Source organism: Arthrobacter sp. B0316-1-20 (genome assembly GCF_059091865.1).
The window spans coordinates 74989-95184 of record NZ_JBNHHC010000023.1 but is presented as its reverse complement, the minus strand read 5'-3'; the positions used below and the strand labels follow the sequence as shown (position 1 = coordinate 95184).

At 67.8% G+C, this 20196-nt stretch carries 23 protein-coding genes; 4 read left to right on the top strand and 19 right to left on the bottom strand.

Going from position 1 to position 20196, the window contains the following annotated elements; translation table 11 throughout:
• Both AC5RW2_RS28575 and infC read right to left on the bottom strand, forming a co-directional pair.
• A partial coding sequence (locus AC5RW2_RS28575) for a 50S ribosomal protein L35 (RefSeq protein WP_494074803.1) occupies positions 1–75 on the bottom strand: 75 nt, incomplete at its 3' end.
• Positions 76–220: 145 nt separating this feature from the next.
• Positions 221–1249 (bottom strand): translation initiation factor IF-3, encoded by a 1029-nt coding sequence (infC, locus tag AC5RW2_RS28570; RefSeq protein ID WP_494026345.1) that lies wholly within the window; start codon positions 1247–1249, stop codon positions 221–223.
• Positions 1250–1588: 339 nt separating this feature from the next.
• On the opposite strand from infC, the gene AC5RW2_RS28565 reads away from it, so the two are divergent.
• Positions 1589–2008 (top strand): DUF1844 domain-containing protein, encoded by a 420-nt coding sequence (locus tag AC5RW2_RS28565; protein WP_494002384.1) that lies wholly within the window; start codon positions 1589–1591, stop codon positions 2006–2008.
• A gap of 101 nt (positions 2009–2109) precedes the next feature.
• On the opposite strand, the gene AC5RW2_RS28560 is transcribed toward AC5RW2_RS28565, so the two are convergent.
• The 7 genes from AC5RW2_RS28560 to AC5RW2_RS28530 form a co-directional block, all read right to left on the bottom strand.
• Complete coding sequence (locus AC5RW2_RS28560) at positions 2110–2958, bottom strand: SseB family protein (protein ID WP_494002385.1); 849 nt, start codon at positions 2956–2958, stop codon at positions 2110–2112.
• A gap of 9 nt (positions 2959–2967) precedes the next feature.
• On the bottom strand, positions 2968–3708 hold the full coding sequence (gene priA / locus AC5RW2_RS28555) for a bifunctional 1-(5-phosphoribosyl)-5-((5-phosphoribosylamino)methylideneamino)imidazole-4-carboxamide isomerase/phosphoribosylanthranilate isomerase PriA (protein WP_494002386.1): 741 nt from the start codon (positions 3706–3708) through the stop codon (positions 2968–2970).
• A 48-nt stretch (positions 3709–3756) separates the two neighbouring features.
• Complete coding sequence (locus AC5RW2_RS28550; protein ID WP_494002387.1) at positions 3757–3918, bottom strand: hypothetical protein; 162 nt, start codon at positions 3916–3918, stop codon at positions 3757–3759.
• 2 nt (positions 3919–3920) lie between these two features.
• Positions 3921–4562, bottom strand: a complete 642-nt coding sequence (hisH, locus tag AC5RW2_RS28545; protein WP_494023829.1) for an imidazole glycerol phosphate synthase subunit HisH — start codon at positions 4560–4562, stop codon at positions 3921–3923.
• Positions 4559–5176 (bottom strand): imidazoleglycerol-phosphate dehydratase HisB, encoded by a 618-nt coding sequence (gene hisB, locus AC5RW2_RS28540; RefSeq protein WP_494002389.1) that lies wholly within the window; start codon positions 5174–5176, stop codon positions 4559–4561. The genes hisH and hisB overlap by 4 nt, the downstream gene beginning before the upstream one ends.
• Positions 5177–5230: 54 nt before the next feature.
• On the bottom strand, positions 5231–6340 hold the full coding sequence (locus AC5RW2_RS28535; protein WP_494014161.1) for a histidinol-phosphate transaminase: 1110 nt from the start codon (positions 6338–6340) through the stop codon (positions 5231–5233).
• Between the two features lie 72 nt (positions 6341–6412).
• On the bottom strand, positions 6413–6766 hold the full coding sequence (locus AC5RW2_RS28530; RefSeq protein WP_494014162.1) for a LysM peptidoglycan-binding domain-containing protein: 354 nt from the start codon (positions 6764–6766) through the stop codon (positions 6413–6415).
• A 296-nt stretch (positions 6767–7062) separates the two neighbouring features.
• On the opposite strand from AC5RW2_RS28530, the gene lexA reads away from it, so the two are divergent.
• A complete protein-coding gene (lexA, locus tag AC5RW2_RS28525) occupies positions 7063–7812 on the top strand; it encodes a transcriptional repressor LexA (RefSeq protein ID WP_493977762.1) in 750 nt (249 codons plus the stop codon).
• Positions 7813–7923: 111 nt separating this feature from the next.
• On the opposite strand, the gene AC5RW2_RS28520 is transcribed toward lexA, so the two are convergent.
• Both AC5RW2_RS28520 and hflX read right to left on the bottom strand, forming a co-directional pair.
• The gene (locus AC5RW2_RS28520) at positions 7924–9963 is read right to left on the bottom strand and encodes an ATP-dependent DNA helicase (protein ID WP_494026346.1); all 2040 of its coding nucleotides are present in this window, start codon (positions 9961–9963) and stop codon (positions 7924–7926) included.
• Positions 9956–11497, bottom strand: coding sequence for a GTPase HflX (hflX, locus tag AC5RW2_RS28515; RefSeq protein ID WP_494002393.1), 1542 nt, complete (start codon positions 11495–11497; stop codon positions 9956–9958). The genes AC5RW2_RS28520 and hflX overlap by 8 nt, the downstream gene beginning before the upstream one ends.
• A gap of 432 nt (positions 11498–11929) precedes the next feature.
• On the opposite strand from hflX, the gene AC5RW2_RS28510 reads away from it, so the two are divergent.
• Positions 11930–12541 (top strand): class I SAM-dependent methyltransferase, encoded by a 612-nt coding sequence (locus AC5RW2_RS28510; protein WP_494026347.1) that lies wholly within the window; start codon positions 11930–11932, stop codon positions 12539–12541.
• Between the two features lie 10 nt (positions 12542–12551).
• Here AC5RW2_RS28510 and dapF read toward each other — a convergent pair whose 3' ends face one another.
• The 7 genes from dapF to AC5RW2_RS28475 all read right to left on the bottom strand — a co-directional run bounded on the left by dapF (position 12552) and on the right by AC5RW2_RS28475 (position 18952).
• On the bottom strand, positions 12552–13472 hold the full coding sequence (gene dapF, locus AC5RW2_RS28505) for a diaminopimelate epimerase (RefSeq protein ID WP_494002534.1): 921 nt from the start codon (positions 13470–13472) through the stop codon (positions 12552–12554).
• Positions 13473–13480: 8 nt separating this feature from the next.
• Positions 13481–14410 carry a tRNA (adenosine(37)-N6)-dimethylallyltransferase MiaA gene (miaA, locus tag AC5RW2_RS28500; protein WP_494002395.1) on the bottom strand — a complete coding sequence of 310 codons (930 nt, stop codon included), beginning with the start codon at positions 14408–14410 and terminating at the stop codon, positions 13481–13483.
• Positions 14411–14415: 5 nt separating this feature from the next.
• Positions 14416–15933, bottom strand: a complete 1518-nt coding sequence (miaB, locus tag AC5RW2_RS28495) for a tRNA (N6-isopentenyl adenosine(37)-C2)-methylthiotransferase MiaB (protein WP_494026348.1) — start codon at positions 15931–15933, stop codon at positions 14416–14418.
• Positions 15934–15987: 54 nt separating this feature from the next.
• Complete coding sequence (locus tag AC5RW2_RS28490) at positions 15988–16767, bottom strand: hypothetical protein (protein WP_494026349.1); 780 nt, start codon at positions 16765–16767, stop codon at positions 15988–15990.
• Positions 16768–16926: 159 nt separating this feature from the next.
• Positions 16927–17484: a regulatory protein RecX gene (locus tag AC5RW2_RS28485; RefSeq protein WP_494026350.1), complete on the bottom strand. Its 558-nt coding sequence runs from the start codon at positions 17482–17484 to the stop codon at positions 16927–16929.
• Positions 17485–18537, bottom strand: coding sequence for a recombinase RecA (gene recA / locus AC5RW2_RS28480; protein ID WP_494026351.1), 1053 nt, complete (start codon positions 18535–18537; stop codon positions 17485–17487).
• 193 nt (positions 18538–18730) lie between these two features.
• Positions 18731–18952 (bottom strand): DUF3046 domain-containing protein, encoded by a 222-nt coding sequence (locus AC5RW2_RS28475; RefSeq protein WP_494002400.1) that lies wholly within the window; start codon positions 18950–18952, stop codon positions 18731–18733.
• Between the two features lie 129 nt (positions 18953–19081).
• On the opposite strand from AC5RW2_RS28475, the gene AC5RW2_RS28470 reads away from it, so the two are divergent.
• Positions 19082–19564 carry a MarR family winged helix-turn-helix transcriptional regulator gene (locus AC5RW2_RS28470; protein WP_494026352.1) on the top strand — a complete coding sequence of 161 codons (483 nt, stop codon included), beginning with the start codon at positions 19082–19084 and terminating at the stop codon, positions 19562–19564.
• Between the two features lie 102 nt (positions 19565–19666).
• Here the strand turns inward: AC5RW2_RS28470 and AC5RW2_RS28465 are convergent, their stop codons facing one another.
• A complete protein-coding gene (locus AC5RW2_RS28465; RefSeq protein WP_493977754.1) occupies positions 19667–20104 on the bottom strand; it encodes a helix-turn-helix domain-containing protein in 438 nt (145 codons plus the stop codon).
• Positions 20105–20196: the final 92 nt, after the last annotated feature.

Below are 20196 nucleotides of genomic sequence, written 5' to 3'. Positions count from 1 at the left end.
CTGGCGCTTGAGCTTGCCGCTGCCGGTGAGCTTGAAGCGCTTCTTGGCGCCGCTGTGGGTCTTCTGCTTCGGCATGGCTGCCGTTCTCCTTACGTCTCCTCGGGTCGCTGCCGACCGTCGGCTCGTGCGGTGCCGCAAAACGGGCACCGGCGGTTTACTTGTCTACCGGCACCGGGCACTGAACCGTGCCCGGCGGTTGCCGGATGCTCTCTGTACGGTCTTAGTTCTTGGAACCGGACCGGCCAGCAGGTTTGGGTGCTGCAGGCCGCGCTGCCGGCTTGGGCCGGGCGGCGGGCTTGGGTGCCGCGGGCTTGGCCTCCGTGGCGGGCGCCGCGGGCTTCGCCGGAACCGATGGCTTGGCCTCGGCCGCCGGCTTGGCCTGCGCGGCAGGCTTCACCTGGGCGGCTGGCTTCGCTTGGGCCGCCGGCTTGGCCTGGGCGGCAGGCTTGGCCTCGGCTTCCGGCTCGACCGCAGGCGTGGCCTCGACCTCAACCTCGGGCTCGGCCGCAACCGCAGCCTCGGCTTCCGGCTGCTCCACGGGCTCGGCCTCGGGCACAACCTCAACCTCAACCGCAGGCGCGGCATCGGCCGGCGCAGGTGCTTCGGCGGTTTCCTCCGGCTGGTTTGCCATTGCGGCAAGGCCTTCCGGCATAAGGTCGCCCAGGCTCTGCGTCAGCGGGTCCTGGTCGGCGGAGGTGTCCACCTTCTGCTTCTTGGCCTCGTTCGTTGCCTTCGCGTCGGCCTTCTGCGCGGCCCTGCGGGCTTCCGCCTTGGCTTCGGCCTTGTTCTTGGTCGGGCCGATCACCATGACCATGTTGCGGCCGTCAATGCGGGGAGTCGATTCGATCACGCCGACCTCGGCGACGTCCTCGGCGAACTTCTGCAGAAGGCGGATGCCCATTTCGGGGCGCTGCTGTTCGCGGCCGCGGAACTGGATCATGGCCTTGACCTTGTCGCCGGCTGCGAGGAACCGCAGCGCGTGGCCGCGCTTGGTCTCGTAGTCGTGCTTGTCGATCTTCAGGCGGAACCGGATCTCCTTGAGCACAGTGTTCGTCTGGTTCTTGCGCGCCTCACGGGCCTTGACCGCAGCCTCGTACTTGTACTTGCCAAAATCCATAAGCTTGCACACCGGAGGCTTTGCCTGCGGTGCGACCTCAACCAGGTCAAGATCCGATTCCGTGGCCAGGCGCAGGGCATCCTCAATACGGACGATCCCAACCTGTTCGCCGTTCGGTCCGACTAACCGCACCTCGGGAACGCGGATACGATCATTGATTCTTGGCTCGCTAATGTGTGGCTCCTGTCACTAATATCGGCTGCCGCTTGCAATGAAAGAAGGCCCCCCATTGCAAACGCAATCGAAGGCCTCGAAGTGGCGGCAGGCGGAAACAAGCTAGGGTTCCACCGGCTGGCCCGGGCACCTCACGCGAGGGTTTCCGGCTACAGCCTGCCGACCTGGACCCGGCAGCTCTGGCTAGCCATACCGACGGGTGGGAGAGGACTCCGCTTGCAGATCGGATCCTGCTCCGCACGTGCTGTGAGGCACATAAGTAACGGGATCCAATTGGTCTGTGACAAGCTTACCAGTATGAGCAGCTCAGATAACAATCCGCAGACCGACGGCCACCGCCACAGCTTCGCGCCCGACGCCGGTCCTGCCTCCAGCCAGGAACAGGAAGTCCTGGGCCAGATGCGCGACATCGCCGAAGTACCGGCCGTGGAAGTCATCACCACCGCGGCAGTCCATCTGATGAGCGCCGCCGCGGTTAAGTGCGGCCTGGCCGCCGGAGACGACGCCGAAGAGCTCAAGGACCTGGACGAAGCCCGCAAGCTGATCACCGCCCTGGCGGGGTTCGTCACCGCTGCCGCGCCGGAAATCGGCAGCCAGCATGCCGGCCCGTTGCGCGATGGCCTCCGGTCCCTGCAGCTCGCCTTCCGCGAAGCATCGGTCATCCAGGACGATCCGGGCAAGGGCCCGGGCGAGAAGTTCACGGGTCCGGTCAACTGACCGGCCCGGGCTCCCAGAACTGAACAAGGACGACGCCGGTGCCACGCACCGGCGTCGTCCTTTGTCTTTGCGCTTCTGGTTGCGGCGTTCGCCGGCGGGGTTCAGCGGGTGAACTTCAGCTCCAGCGAATCAACCCGTTCGGCAAACTCTTGCCGGGACTGGAGCCGCTGTTGGATCCGTCCCGCCAGGGCGCCCAACTCCTCGCGCCCCAGCCCGTCCCGCACCTGCAGGACCAGGCGCAGCTCCGGGCCGTGGCCGCCGCCGGCCACCACGGCTCCATCTGCCGCCCGGACCGCGATCCCGGTCCCGGGCTCCACGAACGAGGCCATAACCGCCTCCTCGCCGCCCGTGGCCTCGGCCACCCACTCCAAGAGCGCCGGATCGCGGTAGGAGGGCACCCATTCGTGCTGTTTGGCCAACGCCCACACTGCCGGCCGCCGGACAACGAACGTCAGGGCGGCGCCCGGATCCATAACCATCAGTTCGGCGTCTTCGGACACGGCCGCCAGGGCCGCCCGCGGCGCCTCCACGGCGACCGGCCGGGCCTGGGGATGCCAGGCTTCCAGGGCGGCCGTGTTACTGAACACCGGCAGCGCCCGGCGCCCATCCGGCGCCTGCAACGTCACCACGGCCATGTCGGCCTGTTTATCCGCTGTCAGGCCGTGGCTGCCCTCGGCCTCTTCTCCCAGCGTCGCCACGATGGGCACGAAAACGCGGGCGTTCGCCAGGGCAGCCACTACTTCCGCTTCGCCGCCGGTTCCGGCGGCAAGCCATTGCAGCGCCGCCTCGTAGCCGGGATCCGCGCTGCCGTCATCGTGGTCGAACTGGTGGAGCGGGTTTCCTTCACCGCTCAGGTCCCGTCCGGCCCAGCTTTGGCCGGCCGAGTCCCCCGCCCCGCCGGCTCCCGCCAGCGCGGCGGCGATATGGGCGGGCAGTTGCTTCTTGCCCATGCTGGTCCCTCAGCGCCGTCCCGCAACATCGAGGGCTTCGGGCAGCGTGAACTTGCCCGCGTACAGTGCCTTGCCCACAATCGCTCCCTCGACTCCGGCCGGAACCAGGTCGCGCAGCGTCCGCAGGTCATCCAGGCTGGAGATTCCGCCCGAGGCAACCACCGGCTTGTCGGTCCGCTCGCACATCTGCCGGAGCAGATCCACGTTGGGTCCGCGCAGCGTCCCGTCCTTGGTTACATCGGTGACCACGTACCTCGAGCAGCCCGCGTCTTCGAGGCGGGCCAGCACCTCCCAGAGGTCGCCGCCATCCTGCGTCCAGCCGCGGGCCGCGAGCGTGGTGCCGCGGACATCGAGGCCGACGGCGATGGCGTCACCGTGCCGGGCAATGGCGCGTGCTGTCCATTCCGGGTTTTCCAGCGCGGCGGTGCCCAGGTTGACACGCGCGGCCCCGAATTCAAGCGCGCGCTCCAATGACGCGTCGTCGCGGATGCCGCCGGACAGCTCCACCTTGATTTTCAGCTCGTCGGCGACGCGGCGCAGCACTTCCGTATTGTTGCCCCGGCCGAACGCCGCATCGAGGTCCACCAGGTGCACCCATTCCGCCCCGTCGTTCTGCCACGCCAGCGCAGCCTCCAGCGGATCCCCGTAGCCGGTCTCGCTGCCGGCTTCGCCTTGGACCAGCCGGACGGCCTGGCCGTCGGCAACGTCGACCGCGGGCAAAAGTTCAAGGATGGAGGTTTGGTTCGTCATGGTTCTTCCGCTTTCTGCGCGCCGTCAGCGGGCGCGGGATGGGTGTGGTTACTCGGCCGGTCCGAGGGTGAGCAAGTAGGCAGCCAGCAGCGACAGGCCGGCCAGGATCCAGAAGACGATCACCAACCACTTGGGCAGCCGCTGCTGCCGGAACGAAATGGCGCCGCCGGCCAGCAGCCCGGCCAGGCCCATCAGGAGGATGCTGCCCATGGCTACCTCAGCGTCTTCAACCAGTTGCGCAGCAGCTCCGCGCCGGCGTCTCCGGACTTTTCCGGATGGAACTGGGTAGCACTCAGCGGACCGTTTTCAACGGCCGCTATGAACGGGGCGCCGTGCGTGGACCAGGTCACCAGCGGCGGCGTCATCGCGGGTTGGGTGACGTCGAAGTTCCAGTGCTGCACACCGTAGGAGTGCACAAAGTAGAAGCGCTCCTCTTCGATCCCGGCAAACAGCCGGCTGCCCTCCGCGGCGTCCACGGTGTTCCACCCCATGTGGGGCACGACCTCCGCCGGCAGCGCTTCCACGGTTCCCGGCCATTCCCCGACGCCCTGCGTGCGGACGCCATGTTCCACGCCTTCTTCGAACATGACCTGCAGGCCAACGCAGATTCCCAGCACGGGCCGGCCGCCGGCCACCCGGCGTCCGATCCAGCGAAGCGCGTCCACGGACTTGAGCCCCTGCATGACCGTGGCGAAGGCGCCGACGCCGGGAACCAGCAGGCCGTCTGCGTCGAGGACGTCGTCGGAGGCATGGCTCAGCGTGACGTCGGCACCCACGTGCTCCAGCGCGCGGACTGCCGAGCGGACGTTCCCGGAACCGTAGTCCAGTACGGTGACCTTGGGCGCAGCCGTCACAGGGCTCCCTTCGTCGAGGGAATGCCCTCGACACGTGGATCGGCTTCGACGGCGGCGCGGAGTGCCCGGGCGAAGGCCTTGAACTGGGCCTCGACGATGTGGTGGGGGTCCCTGCCGCCCAGCACGCGCATGTGCAGGCAGATCTGGGCGTGCAGTGTGATCGATTCGAACACGTGGCGGGTCAGCGATCCGGTGAAATGTCCGCCGATCAAGTGGTACTCCTGGCCTGCCGGTTCTCCCGTGTGCACCAGGTAGGGCCGGCCGGAGATGTCCACGACGGCGTGGGCCAGCGCCTCGTCCAGGGGCACCGTGGCTTCGCCGAAACGGCGGATCCCGGCTTTGTTGCCCAGCGCTTCCTTCAGGGCGTCGCCGATGGTGATGGCGACATCTTCGACGGTGTGGTGCGCGTCGATGTGCGTGTCCCCGCTGGCCTTCACGGTCAGGTCGACGAGCGAGTGCTTCGCCAGGGCGGTGAGCATGTGGTCGTAGAACGGCACGGTGGTGCTGATCTCGGAACGGCCGGTGCCGTCGAGGTCCAGTTCAACCAGCACGGACGACTCGCTGGTGATGCGTTCGAGGCGTGCGGTACGTCCGGTGGTGGTTTCCACGGTCATGGGAGTCCTTTGACGAATTGGTCGACCGGCACGAGCCGGTTCGCTCTTACTAGTTTAGGAGACGGGGCTCGCCACGAGGGCCTTGATGCCGTTGAGGAAGGCTGTGGTCTCGGCCTCAGTGCCGGCGGTTACCCGCAGATGGCCCGGGATCCCGACGTCGCGGATCAGCACGCCGGCTTCCAGCAGTCCCTGCCACACCGAGCGGGGGTCCTCCAGCCCGCCGAAAAACACGAAGTTTGAGTCGGACGGCGCCGGGTCGAGTCCCAGCTCGGCCAGCCCGTCGACAATGCGGTCCCGTTGCGCCTTGATGTCTTCGACGTTGGCCAGCAGCGCATCGGCATGGTCCAACGCGGCCAGGGCCGTTGCCTGCGTAACGGCGGAGAGGTGGTAGGGCAGGCGGACCAGTCGCAGCGCATCGGTAATCTGCGGTGCGGCGGCGAGGTACCCGACCCTGGCGCCTGCCAGCGCGAAGGCCTTGCTCATGGTGCGGGAAACGATGAGCCGCTCCCGCCCCGGCAACAGTGTCAGCGCGCTCGGCGTTCCGGCGTGGGCGAACTCGGCGTAGGCCTCGTCCACGATCACGATGGCCTTGGAGGCTTCCCCCGCTTCATACGCCGCCTCCACGACCTCAAGGCCCAGGGCGGTGCCCGTCGGGTTGTTCGGGGAGCAAAGAACGACCACGTTTGCCGCGGAGCCGGCCACAGCGGCGGCGGCAGCGTCCGGGGACAACGTGAAGTCTGCCCCCCGCGGAACGGCCACATAATCCGTGTCCGTCCCGCTGGCCAGCAGCGGGTACATGGAATAGGTGGGCGGGAAGCTCAGCAGGGTGCGGCCGGGGCCGCCGAAGGCCTGGAGGATTTGCTGCAGGACCTCGTTCGATCCGTTGGCGGCCCAAATGTTCTCTGCGGTGAGGCCGTGCCCCAAGTAGCGGGCCAGCGCCGTCCTCAGCTTCGTGAACTCGCGATCCGGATACCGGTTCAGACCCGCGGCAGCCTCGCTGACGGCCGAGACGATGGCCTGACGGACAGCATCGGGCAGGCCATGGGTGTTTTCGTTGACGTTCAGGAGGACGGGAACCTCCAGCTGGGGCGCACCATAGGGCTCCAGGCCCCGGAGATTTTCCCGCAACGGCAGGCGGTTCAGGCGTTCTAACTGCTCACTCACCGGTCCAGTTTAAGCTTCGGCCCGCCCGGGGCAGGAATCGGGCGGGCCGAAGCAGCTCATATTACGGCTGCCTCAGCGCGCGGACGGGACCAGCAGCTGCTGCCCGGCGTGGACGATGTCCCCCTGCAGGCCGTTCAATTGCGCGATCTCGAAAATGACATCGTGGGGGTTGCGGTCCGGCGCGGACTGCACTGCTATGTCCCACAGTGACTGGCCGCTGCCGACCGTGACGGTCGCCGCCGGCCCCGGCCCCAGCCCCCCGGCGGCGGCCATTGCCGGAGCAGTGAAGAAACCGATCAGGGTCAGGGCTGCGGCCGCGGCGAGCATCAGCGGCAGGCCGATCAGCAACAAACGGCCGCGGCGGGTCAGCCGCAGGCCTGTGCTGGTACGAAGGCCAGCGGGCTGCGGTGCGAGCTGGGCGGACATGGTGCCACCTTTCCGATATTCGATCTATTTCGGCTGGTTTCGATCGTCTTGCAACGGTATTCGAACGTATCTTCGAATACGTCTTCTACAGTTTTAGCACTGGTGATCGAACATTGTCGAGACTCAGTCGAACAAATGTTTGAAATTCGCTACCGCCTCGCCTAGCGTTGTAAGCGTCGGGCGGCAGTAAGAGCAGTGCATCAGCCGCCACCGACAAAACAGTTGAGACAACAGTCCATGTGCGGTTCCGCTACGGCGCCGGCGCAGGGACCACTACGGGGAGACCGGGGCCGGACATGTCGGAAGAGACCACCACCACTGCCGGAGCGAAGCGACGCGGCCGGCCCGTCAAAGTGGGGCGCAGCCTGACGCCGAGGCAGAAGAAGATCCTGGAAACCATCCAGCGCTCCGTTATGTCACACGGATACCCTCCGTCCATGCGCGAGATCGGTGACACGGTCGGTCTGGCAAGCCTGTCCAGCGTCACGCACCAGTTGGCCCAACTGGAGAAGATGGGCTACATCAGGCGCGACCCCAAGCGTCCCCGTGCCATGGAAATCCTGACCCCGCTGACACTCGAGCACGGGGGTGTGGAAATCGTCGGAGTCGATGAACCGCAACAGCTGCGCAGCTCCAGCGGCGTCGCCGTATCCGAGCTGACCACGTCATCCGACACGGCGATGGTGCCGCTGGTGGGAAGGATCGCAGCGGGCGGGCCGATCCTGGCGGACCAGGCGGTCGAGGACGTCATGCCCCTGCCGCGGCAACTGGTGGGACACGGCGAGTTGTTCATGCTCAGGGTCTCGGGCGATTCCATGATCGATGCGGCCATCTGTGACGGCGACTGGGTCGTGGTCCGCCAGCAGCACACGGCCGAGAACGGCGACATCGTGGCGGCGCTGCTCGACGACGAAGCAACGGTCAAGACCTTCCGGCAGCGCGACGGCCACACCTGGCTGTTGCCGCAGAATACCCAGTACGAACCGATTCTTGGCGACCACGCAACCATCATGGGCAAGGTTGTCTCGGTGATGCGGGCCCTCTGACGCGCCCGGTCTCCCCGGTCCGCGCTGCAGCCACCCCGGGATCCCCTGCCCGCACGGGCGGTCCCCGCGCAGGGCCCCGCTCGCTCCGGAACGGGCGTGCCCCCAACCCGTTCAGGCTGAGGCCGTAGCCAGCCTTTCCAAGACCTGGCGGGCCGTGGCGCCGTCCTTGGTACTCCAGAAGGGCGGCAGGGCGCTGCGGAGGAAACTCCCGTAGCGCGCCGTCGCCAGCCGTGAGTCCAACACGGCCACCACTCCACGGTCGTTTGACGCGCGGATCAGCCTCCCGGCTCCCTGGGCCAGCCGCACGGCCGCATGGGTCGCCGAGACCGTCATGAAACCGTTTCCCCCGGACTGCGCCACGGACCGGGTTCGGGCAGTCGTGAGCGGGTCATCCGGCCGGGGGAACGGAATCCGGTCGATGACCACGAGCCGGCACGCGGAACCGGGAACGTCGACGCCCTGCCAGAGCGTCATGGTGCCGAACAGGCAGGTGTCGGGCTCTTCGGCGAATTGGCGGACCAGCGCGCCCATCGACGATTCGCCCTGGCACAGGATGGTCAGGTCGGTGCGCCCGCGCATCTCGGCCGCGGCTTCTTCTGCCGCACGCCGCGAGGAGAACAGGCCCAGGGCGCCGCCGCGCGAGGCCAGCAGCAGCTCCTCGAGTTCATCGAGCTGTTCCGGGCTGGTGCCCCGGCCCGGCTTCGGCAGATGCGACGCCACGTAGAGCACGCCCTGCCTGGGGTAATCGAAGGGGCTGCCCACGTCCACGCTGGAATAGGCGGGCGCGCCGGCTCCGAGCAGTCCGAGCGACCCGGCGACGGCATCGAAGGTCCCCCCGACCGACAACGTCGCCGATGTCAGCACAACGGTATGTTCGTCGAACAAGCCCTCACGCAGCCGGGACGCCACCGAGAGCGGCGCTATGTTCAACGTTGCCGGCTGGTCGTCATTGGCGGCGTAGTCGCCGGCCTCGCCATAGGTGCTGGGACGGGTCGCCCAGATGACCTCCCGGGAGTCCGGAGCGGACAGCAGCCGTTCGGCCAGTTCCAGCACGGCCGCGAGCCGTGAGCGCGCCATCTGCCGTCCGCCGTCCGCTGCCCCCGCACCCTCGGGCTTCGAGTCGGAGAGCGCCGCGCGGGCCGCTTCCCGTACCTGCGCAAGAACCAGCTCATGCTCCTCGCGGAGGCCGGCCGCCAGCAGGCCGGTGGGCACCGACTGCAGGACGTCCTCCAGCGCATCGGCGGCGGAGTTCAAAGGCTCCACGCTGATCCCCGTGTGTTTGCGTGCCGTCGAGGCGGCGGTACGCACCATGGCGGCGGAGAGTTGCCCCGCGACGGCGCTGGTGACGCGGTCCTGCAGCTCATGGGCCTCGTCGATGACCACCACGTCATAGTCCGGGAGTACCGCGACGCCCTCGAAGGCGTTGATGGCCAGCATGGCATGGTTCGTGATCACGATGTCTGCCTCCGCCGCGCGGCCCCGTGCCAGTTCGCTGAAGCACTCGGCGGCCAGGGGACACTTCTGGGCGCCCAGGCACTCCATGGAGCCGACGGAGACCTGTCGCCAGGCCCGGTCGCTGACACCGGGCACCAGTTCATCCCGATCCCCGGTGTCGGTCTCCTGCGCCCACTCGCGCAGGCGCACGACTTCCTTGCCCAGCGCGCCCGAGGCGCCGGAAGCCGACGCTGCGCCGGCCGGAGCAGGATGCGGAACCGCGTCCTCGCCGAGGCTGAACAGCGCCGCCGGCGCGTCCTCGTCCGGAAAGCCGCCCGCGAGCTTGTGCAGGCAGAGGTAATTGTTCCTGCCCTTGAGCAAAGCGACGTCCAGCGGCCTGGGCAGCTCGTCGGCGACGGCCTCCAACAGCCGGGGCAGGTCCCGCTTGACGATCTGCGATTGCAGCGCCAACGTTGCCGTGGAGACGATCGCCGGCTTCTCCCCCTCCAGCGCCTGGACCATGAGCGGCACCAAGTAGGCCAGCGACTTGCCGGTGCCTGTGCCCGCCTGCACCAGCAGGTGTTGCCGGCGCTCGAAGGCCTCGGCCACTTTCGCCGCCATCTCGTGCTGGCCGGCACGGTGCTGCCCGCCCATCTCCTGTACGGCGACGTCAAGCAGCCGCAGCGCCTCACCGGCGGGAACCTGGAGGTCAGTCATGCCGGAGGAACTGTTCCAGCTCCGATGCCAGACCCTCGCGCACCATCACGTCGAGCCGCGTGCCGTCCCCGCCATGCTCCATGGAGAGGATCTCGGCGTCTTCATTGTGCAGGCGGCTAATCACTTCGCCGCGGTCGTAGGGCACCAGCAGCTGCAGCTTCACACTGGGCCGCGGGATTGTCTCGCTGACGAGCCGAAGCAGCTCATCAATGCCCTGCCCGGTCCGCGCCGAGACCACGACGTGCCGCGGTTCACGCTGGCGCAGTCGCTCGACCACGAACGGATCGGCGGCATCGGCCTTGTTCAAGACGACGATTTCCGGAATGTGCCGTGCTTCGATTTCGGTCAGCACCTCGCGCACCGCGGCGATCTGGCCCTCCGGGTCGGGATGCGAGACGTCGACGACGTGCAGGATGACGTCGGCGTCGGCAACCTCCTCCAGGGTGGAGCGGAAGGCTTCCACCAGCTGCGTCGGCAACGACCGGACGAAACCTACCGTGTCGGCGAGCGTGTAACCGATACCGTCCGGTGTTTCCGCCCGGCGGACGGTCGGATCCAAGGTGGCGAAGAGCGCGTTCTCGACCAGCACACCCGCATCGGTCAGGCGGTTGAGCAGCGACGACTTGCCGGCATTGGTGTAGCCGGCGATTGCCACCGACGGCACGGCATTGCGGCGGCGGTTGGCGCGCTTGGTTTCCCGTGCGGGCTTCATGCCGGTGATCTCCCGGCGCAGCTTCGCCATCCGGGTACGGATGCGCCGGCGGTCCAGCTCGATCTTCGTCTCACCGGGCCCGCGGGAACCAATGCCGCCGCCGGCCGCCCCCACCCGGCCGCCGGCCTGCCGGGACATGGACTCGCCCCAGCCTCGGAGCCTGGGCAGCAGATACTCAAGCTGGGCCAGCTCTACCTGGGCCTTGCCTTCGCGGCTCTTGGCATGCTGAGCGAAAATATCCAGGATGAGCGCGGTGCGGTCAATGACCTTGACCTTCACGATGTCTTCCAAACCGCGGCGCTGCGACGGCGAAAGCTCGCCGTCGACAATGACCGTGTCGGCGCCGGTGGACATCACAATGTCGCGCAGTTCCTGGGCCTTGCCGGAGCCCAGGAAAGTCCCCGGATCCGGCTTCAACCGGCGCTGGACAATACCGTCCAGCACCTCGGAGCCGGCTGTCTCGGCCAGCGCTGCCAGCTCCCGCAAGGAATTGTCGGCGTCGTCGGCCGTGCCTTCGGTCCAGAGACCGGCGAGGACAACGCGCTCCAGGCGCAGCTGCCGGTACTCAACCTCGGTGACGTCCTCAAGCTCGGTGGACAGGCCGGCTACGCGCCGCAGGGCGCGGCGTTCCGCGAGGTCCTGCTGGTCGCCGTCGAATTCGGAATGCTCGGCATCAAGTTCGGAGAGTGCCTGGGCTCTGCCGCCGACGCCCTGTTTGCCGCGCGCGGCGGTGTCGCGGGCCAGGATACGGTCGATGACCGCCTGGATTTCGTCAGGCGTCATTTCCGGTTCCGGTGTCGGCTGGGGGTGGTTGGTGGTCATGCTCTCCTTCGAAATGTCCGTGGTCTTATCGTAGTCCTCCGGGATGCGGCCGGCAGAGCCCGAAGATGCAGTTTGTGGATGATTCGCCAAAAGTCCTCCTGGCATGGGCCCGGGCGCTGCCGGGCGGGAAAGGCGGGGCTGCCGCCCGGCCGGGCGGCAGGGCAAGCAGCGGGTGCCGGGGGCCGCCGCAGCCCTTGCGGCGGCTGCGGCACCGGATCAGAAGGGACTCGAGTGAGCCTTCGGGAACGGTGATTGCCCGGCGGCCGGGGAGGTCAAGGCCTCAACCATCGGCACGCGCTGTCCGGCTACGAACGGGGACAGCAGGTTACGGCGCAATCACAGGTTTTTCATGCCTCCCACGGTATCAGAGCCGACGTTGCTTAGGTGGGCCTAGATACCGATTCCGCGGTCGGCGCACTAATCTGGCCGATTATGGGAACAGAGCACTACTTCAGCGCGCAACCAGGCAATCCCGAGGTTCGCCGCACCCTCACCGTCGAGCTGGATGGCCACATGCGGCAGCTGCAAACAGCCGGAGGCATCTTCAGCCCGGACGGCCTCGACAAGGGCACGGCGGTGCTTCTGGACGAGGTCCCGCCGCCTGCTCCGGAAGGCAACCTGCTCGATGTCGGCTGCGGGTGGGGACCGCTCGCGCTCACCATGGGGCTGAAGTCCCCCGGTGCCACGGTGCTGGCCGTAGATGTCAATGAACGCAGCATCGCCCTGACCAACGACAACGCCGCGTCGCTGGGGCTGGCCAACGTCCGTGCCTGCCGCCCGGAAGACGTTGACCCGGCCCTGCAGTTCCACACCATCTGGTCCAATCCTCCGATTCGGATCGGCAAGAGCGAGCTTCACGCACTGTTGCTGATGTGGCTGCCCCGCCTCGCACCGGGGGGCACCGCCTGGCTGGTCGTCCAGAAGAACCTGGGATCGGACTCGCTGCAGCGCTGGCTCGCGGCCGAACTGCCGTCAGACTACGCGGTCAGCCGTGAAAGCACCGCAAAGACGTTCCGGGTGCTCTGCGTGCGGCGGGCCGGTTGAGCCGCTTCGGTCAGGCCACCACGCCTCGGGACACGAGCACGGCGGGGCCGCTCAGCTCCACGTGTTCCCGTCCGTCGGCCGCAGGGATGAACCGGACCCGGACAACGCCGCCCGGCACGCCGACCTGCCAGTCGTCGGGTGCGCCCGCACCCGCCCAGTAGCGGATGGCGGCGGCGGCAGCGCAGGCGCCGGTCCCGCAGGACTGGGTCTCCCCTACCCCGCGCTCGTGCACGCGCATGCTGATGTGCCCGGCGCCGTCGGCGACGAGGGGTTCCGCCGGCACGACAAATTCAACATTCGTTCCGTTCTCCGGGACCGGGTCCACCGCCGGCGCGTGGAACAACTCGGTGGCGGCCAGTTCTTCGAGCCCGGCGAGGGCGACCACGGTGTGCGGGTTCCCCAGACTCACCGACAGTGCCGGCCGCGGCACCTGGAGGCCGCCTGCGCTGACCGTCGAATCCATCGCCCTGGCGGCAGCCTCCGCCGGGTAGATGAACTCCCACGGCCCCATGTCCACGGCGTAGCCGTTGGCTGACCGGCTGACCGTTTTGGTTCCCGCCCGGGTTCCGATGGTCAGCGACTCACCGGCCGGCAGCTGGACGAGTCCTTCGGCCAGCAGAAAGTGCACGAAGACGCGGACCCCGTTGCCGCACATTTCCGAGGTCGAGCCGTCGGCGTTGTAGTAGTCCATGAACCACTCGGCCTCCGGCGCGCTCTCCAGCAGCTCGCGGCCCTCGGGAAGGTGCCGGGACCGGACCGCACGGATGAGCCCGTCGGCGCCGATGCCGAGGTGGCGGTGGCAGAGGCCGGCGACCGCCTCGGCCCCGAGGCGCTTGGCCCCGTCGGGATCGGCAATGAGCACAAAGTCGTTGCCGGTGCCGTGTCCCTTGGCAAAGGGCAGCCCGGCGAGGGCCGACAGATGATCAGGCATGGGGTTGTTCACGGCTCAAGCTTAGCGATGAGCGCTGCCGCCTTGTCCGCCGCCAGCGGATCCTCCCAGTCCAGCCAGTGAATCCTCGGATCGGCGCGGAACCAGGTCAGCTGGCGCCGGGCGAACTTGCGGGTGGCGGCGATGGTGTCCTCGGCGGCCTCGTCCCGGGTCCATTCACCGTCGACCACCTTCAGGAACTGGGCGTAGCCGAGCGCGCGCGAGGCAGTCCGGCCCTGGCGCAGGCCCTGCCGGTCCAGTGCCGCGACTTCCTCCAGCAGCCCGCGTTCCACCATCGTATGGACGCGGCCGGCCAGGCGGTGCTTGAGCCGCTCGCGGTCCACCCGGAGGCCGATCTGAACGGTCGGGCGGACATACTCCCGCTCCGGCATGTAGGAGCTGAACGGACGCCCGGTCAGTTGCCGCACTTCCAGCGCCCGGATGACCCGGCGGGCGTCGGCCAGCCGCCCGGCGGACACCGGGTCGACCTGCCGCAACCGCTCCCGCATCGCTGCGAGGCCGAGCCTTTCCAGCTCCTCTTCGAGGCCGCGGCGCAGGGCCGGATCGGTACCCGGAAACTCGATCGCATCCAGGGCGGCCCGTACATACAGTCCGGAACCACCGACGAGGATGGCCCGGCGCCCCCGCCCGTGCACGGCGTCGATCGCTTCCCTGGCCTGGTGTTGGTAGGCAGAGACACTCGCCTCTTCCGTCACGTCGAGGATGTCCAGCAAGTGGTGCTCGATGCCTTGCCGCTCGGCCGGATCGATTTTGGCCGTGCCGATGTCCATGCCGCGGTAAAGCTGCATGGCGTCGGCGTTGATTACTTCCCCGCCCAGCCGCCGGGCCAGCGCGACGGCGAGATCCGATTTTCCGGAGCCGGTGGGACCGACGACGGCGATGACCGCCGGGCCGCGCGGCGCTTGGGGGTGGACCGGCATCGCCGTCAGGCGGTTCGGCCCGGCAGCGCGGGCATGCCCAGCGACACCTGGGAGGGCTTGCCCGCGGCGGCCGGTACCGCACAGGAATCCGCCTGGGAGCGGTCCCACGCGTCCCCGGCGCGCGAGCGGCGCAGCTGGTAGTCCGCTTCGGATGCCGGGTCGGCGATCAGGTGGAACGGTGCCGCCTCGGTGACGGTCACCGTGACCAGATCGCCCGGCCGCGGCGTCGGCGCGCCCGCGGGCACGGAAAAGTGCACCAGCCGCTGATCCCGGGCCCGCCCGGAGAGCCGGTGGGTCGCTTCCGCCTTGCGTCCCTGCTGCGCGGTCACCATGACCTCGAGCCGGCTGCCCAGTTGTTTGGCGTTCTCTTCGGCGGCAATCCGGTCCTGCAGGGCAATCAGGCGCTCGTAGCGTTCCTGCACCACGGCCTTGGGCAGCTGGTCCGGCAGTTCCGCGGCCGGCGTGCCGGGCCGCTTGGAGTACTGGAAGGTGAAGGCACTGGCGAAGCGGGCCCGTTCCACCACCTCCAGCGTGGCTTGGAAGTCCTCCTCCGTCTCCCCGGGAAATCCGACGATGATGTCGGTGGAGATGGCCGCGTGCGGAATCCGTTCCCGGACCTTCTCGAGGATGCCGAGGAATTTCGTGGACCGGTAGGACCGGCGCATGTCCTTCAGGACCTTGTCCGACCCGGACTGCAGCGGCATGTGCAGCTGCGGCATGACGTTGGGTGTTTCGGCCATGGCGTCGATGACGTCATCGGTGAACGCCGCCGGGTGCGGGCTGGTGAACCGGACCCGCTCGAGGCCGTCAATGCTGCCGCAGGCCCGCAGCAGCTTCGCGAAGGCGCCGCGGTCGCCGAATTCCACGCCGTAGGAGTTCACGTTCTGCCCCAGCAGCGTGACCTCGATGGCGCCGTCGTCGACGAGGGCCTGGACCTCCGCCAGGATGTCCCCCGGCCGGCGGTCGCGTTCCTTGCCGCGCAGCGAGGGCACGATGCAGAACGTGCAGGTGTTGTTGCAGCCGACCGAGATGGAAACCCACCCGGAGTACACCGCGTCGCGCTTGGTGGGCAGCGTCGAGGGGAAGACATCGAGCGACTCGAGGATTTCCAGCTGCGCCTCGTTGTTGTGCCGGGCACGTTCCAGCAGGGCGGGAAGCGAACCCACGTTGTGGGTGCCGAACACGACGTCGACCCAGGGCGCCTTCCGGAGGATCGTCTCCCGGTCCTTCTGCGCCAGGCAGCCGCCGACGGCGATCTGCATGCCGGGGTTGCGTTCCTTCACGGGGGCGAGCTGGCCAAGGTTGCCGTACAGCTTGTTGTCGGCGTTCTCCCGCACCGCACAGGTATTGAACACCACGACGTCGGCCTGCCCGCCTTGGGACTCGACCATGCCGGCCGCCTCGAGGAGCCCGGCAAGCCGCTCGGAATCGTGTACGTTCATCTGGCAGCCGAACGTGCGCACTTGGTAGGTGCGGGCTTCGTGCTGCGTCTCGATGGGCGGGGCTGGGGCAGTCAAACTCACCTTACAAGGGTACGGCCTGCGGCGGGACCGGCCACAATTCGCACGGCCGGCAAATCAGTACCAGTTATTGGTCAGCTGGAAGTCCAGGGCCAGGCACGGCGAACCGTACCGGGACTCGATGTAATCCAGGCCGCGGTCGAGCCGGATCCGGAAAACATATCCGCCGTCGGTCGATTTCTCAACGCCGGCGTTGCCTTCCGACTCCTGGTTCCAGAGTTCTTCGAGGCAGGCCAATTCCCCGGCACCCCAGCCGGGGGCCTGGCTTGCTGCTCCGGTGCGGGCGTCGGCTGGCTCCGGGCCGGTCGCGGGCGCCTCGGCAGGAGCCGAGGAGCCGCCCTGGTCTGCCGGCGCGCCGGCCGCCGGTGCCTGTTCTTCGGCCGCGCCGGCTGCGGCCTGCTGATCGCTTGCCCCCGGTGCGGTTTGTTCTTCGGCCGTGCGCCCGGCAGCTGCCTTACCGGCTGGGTCTGTCGCCGCGCCCTCCCGTGCCGCGCCCGCCTGCGCTCCGGCGTCGCCGCGTTGCCCCGGATCCGTCGGGCCGGAGGCTTCCTTCTCCGCGGGCTCTGCTGCAGGGGTTTCGGGCGCCCGTGCGGCGGCAGTTTCCTTTTCTTCCGTGCGCGCCTCCGGCGCCCGGTCGGCCTTCGGGGCGGTTGCGTCGGTGGACGCTTCCTCCGTTTGCTGCCGCTGGGCCGCACGCGCCAACGGCCGCTGCCCCTCGTCCGGGTCGCTCCAGCCCATCAGTTGCTTCACCGGGGCTGCGATGAGTCCCACCGCTGCGGACGGGCTATGGCCGTTGTGGAGGGCGCCCGCTGCCCCGGTTGCGCCGAGGGCGGCCACAGAGCCGAGAGTCAGCCCCGCCGCGATCCGGAGGCGGCGCCGCCTGCGGTTGCTCCTGCGTAGCTGGGTGGATTTTCGTCGTTGATTCTGCGATGGGCTCACAGTCGCACAATGATACCGACCAAACCCCGGAAAGTCTCAATTGCATAACGAAGCCGTTTAGAACTCCGGGTTGGCGGCGGTGCCGAGTTCCTCGTCGGCGACCCGGTAGGCCAGCGAGGGTGGATAGCCCTTCCGTGCCAGCATCGAAACCAAGCGCCGCAGATGCTTGTCCCTGGCCGACCTGTCGTTCAGTTCCCAGTCGGGACGGATCTTGCGGCGAACAAGTCCCCGCGCGGCTTCCAGCTCATCGTCGGGCGAAAGCTGGTCAAGTGCCTGCTCGGCGATGTTGCCGGAGATACCCTTCTCCGCGAGTTCCCGCTTGAGGGCAGCGCGCGCCAAGGAACGGGTCTGGGAGCGGCTGCGCACCCACATTTCGGCGAACCCGGCGTCGTCAATGAGATTGACTTCTTCGAATCGGTCGAGCACCGCCTCGGCGACGTCGTCCGGGACGCCGCGCTCAGCCAGCTTTGCGGCCAGCTGCGCGCGGCTTTTCGGGGACCGTGTCAGCGCGCCCAGCACAATCGAGCGTGCCACCGCATGGGGATCCGCCTCGGGCGCCAGGTCGGCCGGGCTGCCCGGCGTTGGCCCGGCGGCCGGACCATGCCTGCGGGCCACCTAGAATCCGTCGACTGCCTTGAGCTTCGGTCCGCCTTCTTCTCCGCTGTCCGGAACGGGGTCGATCCCGAGCTTCTGTCGGATTTTGCGCTCCAGCTCATCGGCCAGGTCCGGGTTGTCGATGAGGAACTTGCGGGCGTTTTCCTTGCCTTGGCCCAGCTGGTCGCCGTCGTAGGTGAACCAGGCGCCCGACTTCTTGACCAGCGAATGTTCCACGCCCATGTCGATCAGGCCGCCCTCGCGGGAAATGCCATGACCGTACAGGATGTCGAACTCGGCCTGCTTGAAGGGCGGAGCCATCTTGTTCTTGACGATCTTGGCGCGGGTACGGTTGCCCACCGGGTTGGCGCCGTCTTTCAGGGTCTCGATGCGGCGCACGTCGATGCGCACGGAGGCATAGAACTTCAGCGCCTTACCGCCGGTGGTGGTCTCCGGGCTGCCGAAGAACACGCCGATCTTTTCGCGCAGCTGGTTGATGAAGATGGCCGTGGTCTTGGACTGGTTGAGCCGCCCGGTGATCTTTCGCAGGGCCTGGCTCATAAGTCGGGCCTGGAGCCCCACGTGGCTGTCACCCATTTCGCCCTCGATCTCAGCGCGGGGCACGAGGGCTGCGACGGAGTCGATCACGATGATGTCGAGGGAGCCGGAGCCGATCAGCATGTCCATGATTTCCAGGGCCTGCTCACCGGTATCCGGCTGCGACACCAGCAGGGCGTCGGTGTCCACCCCGAGTTTCTTGGCGTATTCCGGGTCCAGCGCGTGCTCGGCGTCGATGAAGGCTGCGATGCCGCCGTTGCGCTGGGCGCTGGCCACGGCGTGAAGCGCCACGGTGGTCTTGCCGGAAGATTCAGGACCGTAGATCTCGACCACGCGGCCGCGCGGCAGGCCGCCGATGCCCAGGGCAGCGTCCAAGGCGATCGAGCTGGTGGAGATCGTTTCGATCGGGGCGCGCGTGTCGTCGCCGAGCCGCATCACCGACCCCTTGCCGAACTGCTTGTCGATCTGCGCCAGCGCAGCTTCCAGTGCCTTCTCGCGGTCAGCTGGTGCGGCCATTGTTCACCTCAGTCTCTTGCGGCCCTCGGGCCATTTTTTGTCTTGACGTCTTCCGACCGTAACCGCCGGTTGGGACAAAATGGGATCGGCAGCGGAGCGTGTGGATGATCCGTCCACTCGGGGGTCTGTGTAGAAGCTTAGCGGGATCCGAACACACTTTCGAACATATCGGCATTGGGCGCGGCGTGTCTGTTCAGCCGCGCGGCTCGCGGTCCTTGCCCCATCGCCTCTCGGGCGGAACGTCCTGGACATCGCAGAGGGCCAGCCACACGGTTTTGGGCGGGATTCCCGCGGCCAGCGCTTCGGCCGCGGTACGGCCCCCGAGCTGACCCAGCACCAGGTCGGCAGCCAGGACATGCGAGTATGCGGGACCGAATTCATCGTCCATCAACCGCCAGAAGTCACTGGTTCGCACGCGTCCATCTTCTCACGTGTCCGTCCGGCCTCAACCGGCCGGACGGAGATTCGGCGCCGTCGGAATAAGGGTACGGCGCGTCAGGCCGCCGTTGCCCTGCGTGTGCATGCTGCTCATTACAATGAGCCCATGACAGACCACGCCACAGGCAGCGCAGATGCAGGGTTCGATGCGGCCATCGAAGCACTGGAACGGCAGCTGAGCCTGCTCTGGCGCCGGGCCAGGGCGAATTCGCACCGGGTGGCACGAAACGTCCACCCGGACATGGAACCTGCCGCTTACGGACTGCTGTTGATCCTGCAGCGGGAGCGCTCCATGCGCCTGACCGACCTGGCGGCCGCCATCGGGGTGGGCAAACCCTCCGTCAGCCGCCAGATCGCCATGCTGGAGCAGTTGGGACTGGTTGGCAAGGAGGCTGATCCACTGGACGGACGGGCCCAATCCATCACCTTGACTCCGGCCGGGCTGGAAAAGCTGGCCGAGGCACAGGCCGCCCGCAAAATCGCCTTCCACGAGCGGCTTGGCGACTGGTCCGTCGAGGACCTGTCCACGCTGGGACAACTGCTGGACCGGCTGAACGCTTCGTACGCCAACGAGCCGCCCGTCCACTAGCGGCACAACCTCCGGGACGAGAGGCGCGGCGTGGCATCGGCGGGCACAACAAAAACCGGCCGGTCCGCCACGGGGCGGAACCGGCCGGTTCAGGTTTTCGGGTCAGTAGCGGGCGGAAGCCAGTCCGCGCAGCTCGTCCGGCAGCTCGTCGGGAATGGCCCCGACAAATTCCCGGGACAGTTCCTGAGGAACGGTGTCGGGAATGACGACGCCCTCGGCGTCCGCGACCCGGTCGCTGACTTCGCGGAGCATGTGCGACAGGGGAACGTCCAGGGCCGAGCAGATCGAGGACAGGAGTTCCGACGATGCTTCCTTCTGGCCGCGTTCAACTTCGCTCAGGTATCCGAGGGAGACGCGGGCGCTGTGCGACACTTCTCGAAGGGTGCGTCCCTGACGCTGCCGGACATCGCGGAGGACGTCGCCAATCTCGTGTCGTAGCACCACCATCTTGCGCTCCTTCTGCTCCGTGCGCGGTTCTTCGGCCAATCCCACATCACGCCAACGGACTACACCGTTTACGGACACGGGCTGCTTTACCATCTGTATCGCCTTGCTCCCTCATGAGGTATGCGGCTCGCGCCGCTGTCTTCCAAGCCTAGGCCAACAACGTAACAGTTGCTGACACCCTTTGA